This window comes from Pseudobacillus wudalianchiensis, from assembly GCF_001685015.1.
GTDB lineage: Bacteria > Bacillota > Bacilli > Bacillales > Domibacillaceae > Pseudobacillus > Pseudobacillus wudalianchiensis.
In genome coordinates this window covers 351,943-365,952 of record NZ_MAYT01000001.1, presented here as the reverse complement: position 1 = coordinate 365,952, position 14,010 = coordinate 351,943, and the positions used below count along the sequence as shown (strand labels likewise).

Below are 14,010 nucleotides of genomic sequence, written 5' to 3'. Positions count from 1 at the left end.
CATATAATTTCCAACTCTATTAAAATACTACAAAATTCAAAAAATACATGCATTAAGTAAATGATTTTCTGAACTTACTGTCATTTTTTGTGATGCACATACCATTGCTCAATGAGAGCAGCACTTAATCTTCCTGTATTAGTCAAGTTCTCCACACTAATACATTCTCTGAATGAGTGAATATTTTGGAATCCCAAACCAAGCGTCAGACACGTTAAGCCGTTTTCATTTAATACGTTCGTATCAGCACCGCCTAATGTTTCAGTTAAGTAAGGATTTACTTTAATATTGCGGGCTGCTGCTTCAGCTGTTTGTGTTAAGATATCATCTTGTGCAATATCAAAGCCGCTATATTTTTTCTCAATTTTCACCTTCACACTGCCACCGCTTTTTTCGGCAGCCTCTTGCATTACTTCTTCCATGTGCTTCAATTGTTTATCCAGCTTTTCTTTAGAGAAGCTGCGTACTTCTCCAGCAACTGTCACACTGCCTGGAATAATAGAAGTCAGCTCTCCACCTTTGATAATACCAATATTAGCTAACGTCTCTTCATCAATTGCGCCAAGCTTCATATTAGAAAGTCCTGCAGCGGCAATTAAGAACGCACTGTTTCCTTCTTCTGCATTCAAAGCAATATGAGCAGCATTTCCTTCTACTTCCATCCAAATCCGGCTGCTGTAAGGTCCTTTTAAGATGATTTGTCCAACGTCCCCACTGCTATCGAAAATATAACCTCTTTTACTCTTGGCTTTGCTGTAGTCCATATATCTTGCTCCAACAAGTCCTGGCTGCTCATTCACTGTTAAAATGAATTCAATAGGGCCATGAGGAACACCACTTTCAATAACAGCCCGAACTGCTTCTAAATAAGCGGCTAACGCTGCACGGTCATCTGCTCCTAAAATAGTCGTACCATCGGACTGAATCACGCCATCTTTAATGACGGGCTTCAATCCTTCCGTTGGCAGTACGGTGTCCATATGAGTAGAGAAAAATAATGGTGGAATGGAAGAATCCGTTCCTTCACGCCAAGCAATTAAATTACCGACTTCTCCATCAAAATTCTTATGGGCTTCATCGAACTCAAGGGTAAATCCAAGCTCAGGCAACGCTTTCTTTAAGTAGTCCGCAACAAGCTGTTCCTTTGTGCTTGGCCCATTTATTTTGGCAAGTTCCAGAAATAAATCAAGCAAGCGGTCAGCATTTACTTTTTCAGCAGCTTTTGATCCTTGTGTCATCTTCATTTTACATCCCTCCATCATGTTTAAATCAGCTTCTTCCAACTAACGGTTTACAATCACTTTTCCGCTTTTAATCACGGTTTCTACAATATTCGTTCCAAGTTCGTATGCAATGTGCTTGTATGTCGGTACATCCCAAATTTGCAAGTCTGCCAGCTTTCCTTCCTCAATAACGCCTCTATCATCTAAGTCAAGTGCCTGTGCACCCCCATAAGTGGCTGCCTTCAGTGCCTCTTCTACAGAAAACTTATACAAACGGCAAGCTAGATTAATAACAAACTGCATGGATTCTGTATAGCAAGCTGGACAAAGATCCGTCGCTAACGCAATCTTCATGCCCAAGTCTAGCATCTTCCGAGCCTCAAAAGGACGTTTGTGGCTAACCGCAAAATCCAAAGCTGGCATTAACACACCCGTTACTTGTGTTTCAGCAAGCCGCTCCATCACTTCCACAGGCGTATAGTTTAAATGATCAACAGAAACCATTTTCATATCTGCTGCTAAGTCAGAGCCGCCAATATAAGAATAAGCATCAGCATGAATCTTCGGTTTCATTCCGTATTTTAAGCCTGCCCTTAAGATTTGCTCCGACTCTTCTGCTGTGAAATAACCATCATCACACCATACGTCACAGAACTGAGCTAGTTTACGCTCGCCTACTTGTGGAATCATCTCATTAATAATGACGTCCAAATATTCCTCTTTTGTTAAGTTTTCAGGGAAGCCATGTGCTCCTAAAAATGTGTGCAGGACATCCAGCGGCGTTTCTTCATCCAGCCTTTTGCTCACTTCAAGAATTTTAATTTCACTTTCTGTTGTGAGTCCATAGCCGCTCTTGCTTTCAACTGTTGTAATCCCGTAATCTAACATCGTAAGCAAACGCTTTTTGGACTGTTGGAACAACTCTTCTTCCGGCTGGTTGCGTGTAAGCTCAACTGTCCGGTTAGGTCCCATCGTCAAACCGAGTTTTTTTAATTTTGCCGGATCAGCACCCGTTAGCTTAGCTGCATATTCTTCCACCCGCGTTCCGTAAAAAACCAAGTGGGTATGCGCATCAACAAAACCTGGTGCAACGACCTTTCCTGTTGCATCGATCCGATCTGCTTGATTTATATCAAAATTATTTATTATTTCTTCTTGGGATCCAGTTCCGACAATCTTATCTCCTTTAACGGCAATCCAAGCATTTGTCAGTACTCCGATATCCCCCATGCCTTCTCCCGCACAAGTCACTACTTCTGCTGCATTACTGATCACTAAGTCAACCTTTGTCTTTACCTTTGTTTCAGACACGGATCCCTTACCTCCTCCAAAAAATACTAGATTCTATATCATTTATTAATGCATGTTTTGTGCCAATATTTAAAATTCATCCATTTCATTCAAGAATTAATGGACTTAGAGAGTATTATTAACGAAAAAAAAATTGAAACATCTTATCAAAATAGGAATCCTTTTATTAAAACCCCACGCAAAAACGCAGATAAAATTTGCATGCCATTTCTTTCGTTATGCTTAAATCATTCATAACACCTTCTATATCAACTTTATTCGGGTGCAAATAATCTTGCATGCAGAGGTAAGCTTGAAAAAAGCTAATCAAGAGGCATAAAGGTTAAAAACTATGTAATTCAGATACTCAATAGCAGGCTTCTCCATAAAACATCGAATGAAACCTCTTACTCTCTACAGTACAAAATCTCATTCGATGTTTTTGATGTCCACCTGCGATTAATGTCTTACTGCTCCTTAAAATCAAACTTACATTCTTCTAACGGGATCACTTTCGTTTTCTTTATAAATTTATATCCAAGCCATAATGCGAGAAATATTGGAAGGCCGATATAAGCAGCCAAGACACTTGTCAAATTAATATTTCCAGTAATAAAACCTTCAAGATTCTGCCCAAGCAGGATAAATAAACAAAGGGCAATCGCAAACAATGGTCCATAAGGGAACCATTTTGCACGATAAGGAAGATCCTCCAGTGAACGGCCTTGTGCAACATATGCTTTTCGGAAACGGTAATGGCTTATAGCAATGCCGAGCCAAAAGATAAAAGTTGTGATTCCAACCGAATTCATAAGCCAGACATAAATAGTTCCATCACCAAAAATAGAAGCTAAAAACGCTAACATTCCAATAATCGCTGTGGCGACTAGCGCCCTTACAGGAACACCTCGTTTGTTTACTTTTGCTAAAAATTGCGGCGCTTGTCCGTCTTGAGCCATGGCATACATAATTCGGCTTGTTACGTAAAGACATCCATTGCCAGCAGATAACACGGACGTCAAAATGACCGCATTCATAGCCGAAGCTGCAAAGGCAAGCCCCGCTTTTTCAAATACAATGGTAAACGGACTAGCCATAACGGAAGAATCTTGAAGACTTTCATTCGTATAAGGAATGAGAAACGAGATGATGGCGATCGCTAATACGTAGAATAAAAGGATCCTCCAAAAAACAGTACGCACTGCACGCGGTATATTCTTCGTCGGATTCTCACTCTCTCCAGCAGCGACGCCAATGGCCTCTGTCCCCGAGAAGGAAAAGCCTGCAATTAATAATATGCTTATCGTACCAAGAGTGCCTCCTACAAATGGAGCTTCTCCTATAGTAAAGTTTTTAAAACCGGCTGGCTCACCATTCATAATTCCAAAGATCATCAATGTACCAACACCGATGAAAATAATAATCGTTGCCACCTTAATAAATGAAAACCAATACTCTCCTTCACCAAACCCTTTAACAGATAAAATGTTTAAGGAGAAAAGAAACACTAGAAACACTGCGCTCCATAACAATGACGAGCTATCTGGAAACCAATATTTCATGATAAGGGCAGAAGCGGATAGTTCTGCTGCGAGTGTCATAGCCCAGGAGAACCAATAATTCCAACCGAACGCAAACCCAAGAGCGGGATCAATAAATCGTGTTGCATACGTACTAATCGAACCGCTTGTCGGCATAAAGGAGGCTAACTCTCCAAGACTGGTCATAACAAAATAAACCATCAGGCCAATTACGCCATACGCAAGTAAAACCCCGCCTGGTCCTGCTGTATGGATGGCCGGACCGGTTCCAAGAAAAATTCCGGTTCCGATCGTACCACCCAATGCAATCATCGTAAGGTGGCGCGCCTTTAACTTTTTGTGTAAATTAGCCGTCGACCCATGTTCTTCTACTATTGATGATACTTGCGGTTGTTGATTCTCCAAACTAACACCCCTTTTTAATTTACTGAAGACATGTGCTGCTTCGTGAGAAAAAACGAGTTACTTGCCTCTCTCGAAGGCAGCCGAACGCTAACCTATGAACTCTACCTATCTATTTCTTTTATTTGCTGCCTCTGCCATACAAATTTTTATACAGCCCCTTGTATGACTGCATGATCTACGGGCTATTTAAGATATTTGAATGGCTCAATAAAGAGGACAGCTTAACCATTTGATAGATCGCCGTTAAGAAAGCGTTATCATTTCATGCTAAAAAACTTCTTTTTCTCTCGAATTCCTACAGTGAGTTAGTTTCTACTAGAATTTCGGCTCATCAACTCCTTTCTAGAAATCGTTCAATCATTTTCCCAATTTCAATCTTCCCAGGACATTATGAAGGATAAAGAATGGCAGAGGTTGTTCAGACCTCTACCATTTTACTTTTACAAATGTTACGCTTTCGCGTCTTCTTTTTTCAGATCTTTCGGACCGAAAGTAGCGGTTGGCGTCCACCATAATGGAATCTTGATGCTTTCGTCTGTTAATTTTCCTTTGCCATTCGCTACGTCTTTCGCAATTTCATAGCCCGCTTGCGCATGGCGGACAACCCCGATACCAGAGTCAACTGTCATCGCTACTTCTAGTCTCATATCAGACTCTGCTGTTCCATCCGCTACCATGGTTACCCCTGTATGAACCGCTTCTCCCATCGAGTAGTTCGCTTGCAGGGCAATCAAATCACACATGCCTACGGCATTCAATAAACCGTTCAATACCGGCCAGTCAGAAATTAAGTCCCCGCCGTCCTTCATATTTTCTGATTCAAATGTCGGATTCACGATCGAACCGGAGTCTAAGTTGTCACGGGAGAACGCAACCGGTCCAGACAATTCGCCGCGGCGGATCATGTCGTTGACTTCTAACGCGAACGCTTTACGCTGGCCAAAGCCCATGTAACAAATACGAGCTGGAAGAGCTTCAATCGGAATATGCTCTTTCGCCAATTTGATCCAGCGTGTCACAAGCAGGTCATCGCTGAACTTCTCTAAGATCATGTCGTCGATCTTTCTTAAATCTTCCGGATCTCCAGATAAGCACACCCAGCGGAAAGGTCCACGGCCTTCACAGAAGAGCGGACGGATATACTCGGCTACGAAGCCTGGAAGGCGTTTTGCTTCTTTCTCATCCATTCCAGCGTCGATACATTCTTTACGGATACTTGTTCCGTATTCAAAGGAATGAACCCCCATATCCAAGAATTTGATGAGCGCTTTCAATTCACGAACCATCGTTTCGCGTGCTTTTTGTAAATACAGGTTACGGTCTGTGTCACGAAGCTGTTCTGCTTCTTCGACTGTATAACCGGAAGGCAGGTAAGAAATCGGGTCATGAGCTGGCGTCATCGACGTCGTGATATCCGGTCTGAAGCCTTTTTCCAGTACTTCTTCAAATACATCCGCTGCGTTTCCGACCACCGCTACGCCAAGCGGCTTGCCCTCAGCTGCTGCTTTTTGCGCCATCTCAATCGCTTCATCCAAAGAGCCAGCTAGCGTATCAATGAAGCCTTTTTCAATACGGCGGTTGATGATGTCTACATTCGAGTCACAAAGGATGGCTACCCCGCCATGCATCGTCATCGCTCTCGTTTGGTTTCCGCCCATTCCGCCGGCACCCGCTGTTAACAAGATTTTTCCGATAAGCGAGTCATTGTAATGCAAGCGGGCAATTGCGGATAATGTCTCAAACGTTCCTTGGATGACCCCTTGTGTACCGATGTACTCCCATGGAGCCGCTGTATAGTTTGCATAAATCGTTAAGTTTTTATCTTGTAAATCATAGAATGTCGGCCAGTCTGCTTTCATAATGTTCGTTGTTGCCATGACAACAGTCGGTGCGTATTTGTGTGTTTTAAACACCGCTACTGGCATCCCGGATTGAACAACCAATGTTTCATCATCTTCTAATTCCTTTAGAGATTTCACAATCGCATGGTAGGATTCCCAGTTACGAGCGGCTTTTCCAATCCCGCCGTAGATGACCAGCTCTTCTGGTTTTTCTGCATTTTCCATATTGTTTTCCAGCATCCGAAGGATCGCTTCCTGTCTCCAGCCTTTACAGCGGAGTTCCGGTCCTCTTTGTGCTTTTACTGAATACAAAATTTCTGGTGTTGACATTGTGTTTTCCCCCTAAGTGTTAAATGTTGTTCATGCTCGTTTTATATATAGCAAGTCGTGTGCCAAGAGAGCCATACTAGGTCAAATTATCTGTTTCTCTAAAAGAAAGCCGGTATAATAGCCTTTTTCCTAGTTCTCTTATTTTTTTGCTTTCTTTCATTTCTAAAATAAGGTAAATTCTCTTTCAAAAAACGCAGAGATTATTTGCATATTGTTGGGTAATTTCACTAGAAAAAACAAAAAACATGTAAACGATTACAAAAAAATCGCATGCAGATAAACATTGCATGCAGACTGTTCTAGTGGGTGCAAATGAAATCGGAAGGCAGATTATTCAAAAAAGTTTAAATAAATGTTATATTTAAAGCCATACGTGCAGAACAGGAGGTAAGGAATTTGATTGCAGCATCAATTGGGTCGCTAATAAAAAGTTTTGTAGACGGAGTCATCGTGCTGAATAAAGATTATAAAGTGCTATGGTATGACGTCAATAAAGACATCCCATTGGACATAACAGCAGGAGCTTCTATTTTGGATTTTCTTCCTTGTGAAGAAGTGAAATTTATAGAGAATGAAACCTTTCCTTTTGTAATGGATAACCGAAAACTCTCGGTTAAAGTTAGAAATTTCACCGCAGAAGAGACGTATATCGTCTTGTGCATAGAGGATATGACCGATTTAATGTCTAATCCAACGATCCGATCCTATTGCCTTGAAAAAATTATCGAGTCATTAGATGAGGGTGTCATGATGAGCAATTATGAAGGAAAGATTGCTTTATATAATGCAGCACAAGAAAAAATGGAAGGCTTAAATAGCGAGGAAATTACCGGAAAGCACTTATGGTCCGTTTACAATTATAACCCGCAATATTCCGAGCACGCTCATATCTTCAAAACGGGAAAACCAATCTTTTCGAGATATCGCGCTCACTCCACTGTTAACGGAAACCCTAAGTATGTAAATTACAGTACTTTCCCTATTCAGAAAGATGGAGAAACCATTGCTGTTTTTTCATTAAGTACAAACGAATCGAAACTGAAAGACCGTCTTCATCAAACCATTGAACTAAAAAGACAAATTGTCGATAAAGATGAACAATCATCGGAGACAAAAAATGGCACTACTTTTACCTTTAACGACATAAAAGGCAAAAGCCTTGCGTTAAAAAACTTAATTAACGAAGCCGAAAATATCGCTCTTCATAATACAGATACTTTAATTGTTGGTGAAACAGGTACAGGTAAAGAGTTGTTTGCCCAAAGCATGCACAACTATAGCCCAAGAGCAGAAAGCCCATTTGTTGCTATTAACTGTGCGGCTATTCCTGAAAATTTATTAGAAAGTACGCTCTTCGGTACAGTTAAAGGAGCTTTTACCGGTGCGACGAATCAAGTGGGCTTATTTGAATATGCGAAAGATGGCACCCTGTTCCTTGATGAAATCAACTCGATGCCGATGACTTTGCAATCTAAGTTAATGCGAGTACTGCAAGAACGTTTAGTCAGAAGGGTCGGTTCTAATGACGTGACGCCTGTAAAGTGCACAGTCATTAGTGCATCCAATGAAGATCCTGAAAAACTAATTGCAGAAGATAAAATGCGATTGGACTTATTTTATCGAATTGCTCGTACAAGCCTTTATATTCCCCCTTTACGGGAACGGCCAGAAGACATTCATTTTTTCATAGACTATTTCTTAAGCGCTTATCAAAAAAAGTTTTCTAAAACAATGCCGGGTCTATCTAAGACATTGCGTGTTGCTCTTCTTCAATATCCTTGGCCGGGCAATACTCGTGAGCTAGAACACTTAATTGAAAACTTGATGATCCGGGTGAATGAAAACGATTCTATTATTGACATTGATCACCTTCCTGCTTATTTGCGCAGAAAAGTTTTATCCGATCGGAAAAATAAATCTGCCAAGGAAAAAGAAGTCCTGAACAGACCTTTTAAATCCATTTTTACAAATTCCCAGGAACATTATATTCAAATGGTATTGGAGCAAACAAACTGGAACATCTCAAAAGCAGCCAGAACTCTGGGGATCACTCGTCAGAGTTTACAGTATCATATTAAAAAGCATGGTCTCGTCAAACCAAATTAAGCAGAAAATAAAAATGACTGTCTTAAAGACCTGTTATTTACCGGTCTTTGAGACAGTCTTCCAACAAACCATAACACTTATAAAAGCCGCAAGATCTATAAAAATCCCTTTACTTAAATAACCCTAACAGTCACAACCCCACTAAAGATTCATCATTAAAATAAATAATTTCTGTTAGAATTTTATAATCTTGAATATCCGCTAAAGCTTCTTTTGCTTCTTTCTCGGTATCAAATTCAAACACCTGTATATGGTCTTTAGAATGAACTGTAATGACCCACACAATAATTTCCTCCATTTAGCTTTTTAATGCTTACCCAATTTCATGAACTTTCTTTGCTCGCCCTTGCCATCTTGTAAGCGAACAAAGTACTCATTCATTACTGACTGTTAAAATTAAAAAGAATGGCAGAGATTCCGCTTGCCTGAACCTCTACCCTCTTTGTTTATATACTGTACGATTATCTATAACGCTCACTTTAATACTTTCTCCAGTTCTTTTATAAAACTAATAAAGCAATCGGGGTTATAATCACGAGCGTTAATACTGTCCGTAAGAACCAAATAGCCAGTATATGGCTCATCTTAAGCGGTATTTCTGTTGAGAGTATACATGGGATTAAAGCCGAGAAAAAAAGAATCGTCGAAATAGAAAGAGAAGCGATAATAAACCGTGTCTCTAGGCTGGCCTTTAACACAACTAATGATGGCAAAAACATATCTACCAAATTAATAGCTGCTGCCTTAGCAGCAAGGAAAGCATCGGGAATGTGCAACAGCGCTGTAAGCGGATAAAAAATATAAGCGGCATAATCAAAAACAGGCGTATGGTTAGCTAATAGGAGACCTAATAATCCAATAGACATAATAGAAGGCAAAATCCCCATAGCCATAACAAAGCCGTCTTTTACATTTTCTATTACATTATCTTTTAATTTAGGTGCATGGTGGGCCGTTAACATCGCTTGCTCCCAAGCGTAGCGAAGTCGGTTCTTTTCGATTCTTTCTTCAGGAAATCCTTCTTCAGTGTAATAATCATCACTCATTTTATTAATGGGCCAAATTCTCACTGTAATAGCTGTAACAGCAAAGGTTACTAGGAACGTCAACCAGAAATATAAATTCCAAATAGACATTAAATCCAGCGTTTTTGCGACAACGATCATAAAGGTAGCGGATACAGTAGAAAAGCCAGTGGCAATAATAATGGCTTCTTTCTTTGTATACTTTCCTTCCTTATAAATACGGTTGGTGATCAACAGACCGATTGAATAGCTTCCCACGAAAGAGGCGACAGCATCAATGGCTGAACGGCCTGGGGTCTTCCATATCGGCCGCATAATAGGCTGCATGAAAATTCCAATAAACTCAAGCAGTCCATATCCAACGAGAAGCGCTAAAAATACAGCACCAACTGGCACAAGAACACCAATCGGGATAAGTAACTTGTAAAACCAGTAGGGGCCCATATCCTCGGCTAACAACCACGCTGGCCCAGTCTCGAATAAAACAAGAACAGCTGCTACTAAACCTAATACCTTAAAGAAGGAAATAACCATTTCCACCGAGCTGTTATTCCATGTCTTTTTATAAAAAGGATAAATGGCTCCTAATACAACGAGAACGATCGTGTAATAAGAAACTCCCTTGCCCAACGATTCACGAATCCATGTCACTAAATGATCCAGGGGGATGGAACTCTTGTCGTTTATCTCAATAGGAACAAAAAACATAAAGATTCCAATCGCACTAAAGAAAGTGAACTTCAATATATTCTGAACAGAATAAATCTTTGGCTCTTGTTCTTTAGCCGTGCCAATGACCTCATTGTTAGCTGTCTTTTGGATTTCGCTCATATCCTCGCCCCTTGCATCTATAAAGTTTTCGTCCATTGGCAGAATACCGATCAATAAAAGTTAAGCATAACCCTCTTACTTTTAGTGACGACAAGGATGAAAAAAGAAGGACAGAGACCCTTCTTTAAAAGCAACTGGATCTCTGTACTTATTCTTTTTTAACTCTTTATGCTTTTACGTCTTCCTTTTTCAAATCTTTCGGACCGAAAGTAGCGGTTGGCGTCCACCATAATGGAATCTTGATGCTTTCGTCTGTTAATTTTCCTTTGCCATTCGCTACGTCTTTCGCAATTTCATAGCCCGCTTGCGCATGGCGGACAACCCCGATACCAGAGTCAACTGTCATCGCTACTTCTAGTCTCATATCAGACTCCGCTGTTCCATCCGCTACCATGGTTACCCCTGTATGAACCGCTTCTCCCATCGAATAGTTCGCTTGCAGGGCAATCAAATCACACATGCCTACGGCATTCAATAAACCGTTCAATACCGGCCAGTCAGAAATTAAGTCCCCGCCGTCCTTCATATTTTCTGATTCAAATGTCGGATTCACGATCGAACCGGAGTCTAAGTTGTCACGGGAGAACGCAACCGGTCCAGACAATTCGCCGCGGCGGATCATGTCGTTGACTTCTAACGCGAACGCTTTACGCTGGCCAAAGCCCATGTAACAAATACGAGCTGGAAGAGCTTCAATCGGAATATGCTCTTTCGCCAATTTGATCCAGCGTGTCACAAGCAGGTCATCGCTGAACTTCTCTAAGATCATGTCGTCGATCTTTCTTAAATCTTCCGGATCTCCAGATAAGCACACCCAGCGGAAAGGTCCACGGCCTTCACAGAAGAGCGGACGGATATACTCGGCTACGAAGCCTGGAAGGCGTTTTGCTTCTTTCTCATCCATTCCAGCGTCGATACATTCTTTACGGATACTTGTTCCGTATTCAAAGGAATGAACCCCCATATCCAAGAATTTGATGAGCGCTTTCAATTCACGAACCATCGTTTCGCGTGCTTTTTGTAAATACAGGTTACGGTCTGTGTCACGAAGCTGTTCTGCTTCTTCGACTGTATAACCGGAAGGCAGGTAAGAAATCGGGTCATGAGCTGGCGTCATCGACGTCGTGATATCCGGTCTGAAGCCTTTTTCCAGTACTTCTTCAAATACATCCGCTGCGTTTCCGACCACCGCTACGCCAAGCGGCTTGCCCTCAGCTGCTGCTTTTTGCGCCATCTCAATCGCTTCATCCAAAGAGCCAGCTAGCGTATCAATGAAGCCTTTTTCAATACGGCGGTTGATGATGTCTACATTCGAGTCACAAAGGATGGCTACCCCGCCATGCATCGTCATCGCTCTCGTTTGGTTTCCGCCCATTCCGCCGGCACCCGCTGTTAACAAGATTTTTCCGATAAGCGAGTCATTGTAATGCAAGCGGGCAATTGCGGATAATGTCTCAAACGTTCCTTGGATGACCCCTTGTGTACCGATGTACTCCCATGGAGCCGCTGTATAGTTTGCATAAATCGTTAAGTTTTTATCTTGTAAATCATAGAATGTCGGCCAGTCTGCTTTCATAATGTTCGTTGTTGCCATGACAACAGTCGGTGCGTATTTGTGTGTTTTAAACACCGCTACTGGCATCCCGGATTGAACAACCAATGTTTCATCATCTTCTAATTCCTTTAGAGATTTCACAATCGCATGGTAGGATTCCCAGTTACGAGCGGCTTTTCCAATCCCGCCGTAGATGACCAGCTCTTCTGGTTTTTCTGCATTTTCCATATTGTTTTCCAGCATCCGAAGGATCGCTTCCTGTCTCCAGCCTTTACAGCGGAGTTCCGGTCCTCTTTGTGCTTTTACTGAATACAAAATTTCTGGTGTTGACATTGTGTTTTCCCCCTAAGTGTTAAATGTTGGTCAAGCTTGCTTTATATATAGCAAGTCGTGTGCCAACATAGCCACATCACCCCGAATTTTTATTGTTTTCTAAAAAATCGTTGTTACAGCGGTCTTTTTATCACCTTCTTTCTCTGTCGCACCGGTCCCCCTCCCCAGTTTCAGGGAAACAAAGTTCAAAAAAACGCAGAGGTCGTCTGCATGTCAAGAAAGAATACCTTCACATCTAGGCAACACGACCGCTTACCATCTAGACCATGGGCTGTGCAGATAAATTATGCACCTATCCCTTGTTAGAAGCATACTGCCAAAAATATTGCAGTTCTCGCACAAAAAAAGAAAGCCTTTAAAGCAAAATCTGCTTTAAAGGCTTTCAGTCGTCTCTTTACCCGACATATGTTAGTCTTGTTCCGTCTTTAAATACTTGATCAATTGTCGCACCGCCAAGGCATTCTTCTCCGTTATAAAATACGGCAGCTTGTCCAGGGGTAATAGCGCGAACCGGTTCATGGAAATCAACCTTCACTTTTCCACCTTCCAGCAAATGCACGGTTACTTTATTATCTTGCTGGCGATAACGGAACTTTGCTGTACATTCAAACGATTGCGGCTTTGGTTGATTGGAAATCCAGCTCACTTGATCAGCAATCAATGAAGTAGAGTAAAGAAGATCATTATGAAACCCTTGCTCAACGTAAAGCACGTTTTTCTCTAAATCCTTTCCTACTACGAACCACGGCTCCCCTGATCCACCAATGCCAAGGCCGTGGCGCTGTCCGATTGTGTAATACATTAATCCATCGTGATGGCCTTTTACTTCTCCATCCATCGTTGTCATCAGCCCTGGCTGTGCTGGCAGATAGCCACTTAAAAATTCCTTGAAATTGCGTTCTCCAATAAAGCAAATGCCTGTGCTGTCTTTTTTCGTCGCTGTTGCAAGGCCTGCTTCTGCTGCAATTTCACGCACACGCTTCTTATCAATATCTCCGATAGGAAAAAGCACTTTTTCAAGCTGGCTTTGCTGCAGCTGGTTCAAAAAATAGGTTTGATCCTTATTTTCGTCAAGACCGCGAAGCATTTTTACTTCTTCGCCGCTATGATCTACCCGCGCATAATGACCTGTTGCAAGATAATCAGCACCCAGGCTCATCGCATGTTCTAAAAAAGCTTTAAACTTAATTTCTTTATTACACATCACATCCGGGTTTGGTGTGCGTCCGGCTTTATATTCATCAAGGAAATAAGTAAACACCTTTTCCCAATACTGCTTCTCAAAGTTGACGGCATAATACGGAATGCCAATTTGATTGCATACACGTATGACATCATTATAATCCTCTGTTGCTGTGCAGACGCCAGACTCATCTGTGTCATCCCAGTTTTTCATGAAAATACCGATGACTTCGTAGCCCTGCTCCTTCAATAAAAGGGCGGCAACCGAAGAGTCCACGCCGCCGGACATGCCGACAACAACACGGGTGTCTTTCGGTGCTTTTTTCATTCTGTCCACTCTCTTTCTTA

The 14,010-nt window shown here is 41.7% G+C and carries 9 protein-coding genes; 1 reads left to right on the top strand and 8 read right to left on the bottom strand.

What is annotated here, in order from left to right; genetic code table 11:
- Positions 1–80 precede the first annotated feature (80 nt).
- The 4 genes from A8F95_RS01790 to hutU (A8F95_RS01775) form a co-directional block, all read right to left on the bottom strand.
- The gene (locus A8F95_RS01790) at positions 81–1,244 is read right to left on the bottom strand and encodes a M20/M25/M40 family metallo-hydrolase (protein WP_245671050.1); all 1,164 of its coding nucleotides are present in this window, start codon (positions 1,242–1,244) and stop codon (positions 81–83) included.
- Positions 1,245–1,283: 39 nt separating this feature from the next.
- Positions 1,284–2,534: an imidazolonepropionase gene (gene hutI / locus A8F95_RS01785; RefSeq protein ID WP_065408970.1), complete on the bottom strand. Its 1,251-nt coding sequence runs from the start codon at positions 2,532–2,534 to the stop codon at positions 1,284–1,286.
- Between the two features lie 446 nt (positions 2,535–2,980).
- Positions 2,981–4,459, bottom strand: a complete 1,479-nt coding sequence (locus A8F95_RS01780) for an amino acid permease (RefSeq protein ID WP_065408969.1) — start codon at positions 4,457–4,459, stop codon at positions 2,981–2,983.
- Between the two features lie 449 nt (positions 4,460–4,908).
- Positions 4,909–6,630 (bottom strand): urocanate hydratase, encoded by a 1,722-nt coding sequence (gene hutU / locus A8F95_RS01775; protein ID WP_049663353.1) that lies wholly within the window; start codon positions 6,628–6,630, stop codon positions 4,909–4,911.
- A gap of 396 nt (positions 6,631–7,026) precedes the next feature.
- On the opposite strand from hutU (A8F95_RS01775), the gene A8F95_RS01770 reads away from it, so the two are divergent.
- Complete coding sequence (locus tag A8F95_RS01770; RefSeq protein WP_077247165.1) at positions 7,027–8,736, top strand: sigma-54 interaction domain-containing protein; 1,710 nt, start codon at positions 7,027–7,029, stop codon at positions 8,734–8,736.
- A gap of 130 nt (positions 8,737–8,866) precedes the next feature.
- Here A8F95_RS01770 and A8F95_RS22245 read toward each other — a convergent pair whose 3' ends face one another.
- The 4 genes from A8F95_RS22245 to mnmA all read right to left on the bottom strand — a co-directional run bounded on the left by A8F95_RS22245 (position 8,867) and on the right by mnmA (position 13,990).
- Positions 8,867–9,034 (bottom strand): hypothetical protein, encoded by a 168-nt coding sequence (locus tag A8F95_RS22245; RefSeq protein ID WP_176713584.1) that lies wholly within the window; start codon positions 9,032–9,034, stop codon positions 8,867–8,869.
- Between the two features lie 202 nt (positions 9,035–9,236).
- The gene (locus A8F95_RS01765; protein WP_065408968.1) at positions 9,237–10,592 is read right to left on the bottom strand and encodes a YjiH family protein; all 1,356 of its coding nucleotides are present in this window, start codon (positions 10,590–10,592) and stop codon (positions 9,237–9,239) included.
- Between the two features lie 166 nt (positions 10,593–10,758).
- Positions 10,759–12,480 carry a urocanate hydratase gene (gene hutU / locus A8F95_RS01760; RefSeq protein ID WP_065408967.1) on the bottom strand — a complete coding sequence of 574 codons (1,722 nt, stop codon included), beginning with the start codon at positions 12,478–12,480 and terminating at the stop codon, positions 10,759–10,761.
- 394 nt (positions 12,481–12,874) lie between these two features.
- Positions 12,875–13,990 (bottom strand): tRNA 2-thiouridine(34) synthase MnmA, encoded by a 1,116-nt coding sequence (mnmA, locus tag A8F95_RS01755; RefSeq protein ID WP_065408966.1) that lies wholly within the window; start codon positions 13,988–13,990, stop codon positions 12,875–12,877.
- Between the last annotated feature and the right edge of the window lie 20 nt (positions 13,991–14,010).

Excerpts from the sequence above, each read along its gene's own strand:
- A8F95_RS01790 (WP_245671050.1), bottom strand. The coding sequence starts at position 1,244 with ATGAAGATGACACAAGGATCAAAAGCTGCTGAAAAAGTAAATGCTGAC.
- hutU (WP_049663353.1), bottom strand. The coding sequence starts at position 6,630 with ATGTCAACACCAGAAATTTTGTATTCAGTAAAAGCACAAAGAGGACCG.
- A8F95_RS22245 (WP_176713584.1), bottom strand. The coding sequence starts at position 9,034 with ATGGAGGAAATTATTGTGTGGGTCATTACAGTTCATTCTAAAGACCAT.
- A8F95_RS01765 (WP_065408968.1), bottom strand. The coding sequence starts at position 10,592 with ATGAGCGAAATCCAAAAGACAGCTAACAATGAGGTCATTGGCACGGCT.
- hutU (WP_065408967.1), bottom strand. The coding sequence starts at position 12,480 with ATGTCAACACCAGAAATTTTGTATTCAGTAAAAGCACAAAGAGGACCG.
- mnmA (WP_065408966.1), bottom strand. The coding sequence starts at position 13,990 with ATGAAAAAAGCACCGAAAGACACCCGTGTTGTTGTCGGCATGTCCGGC.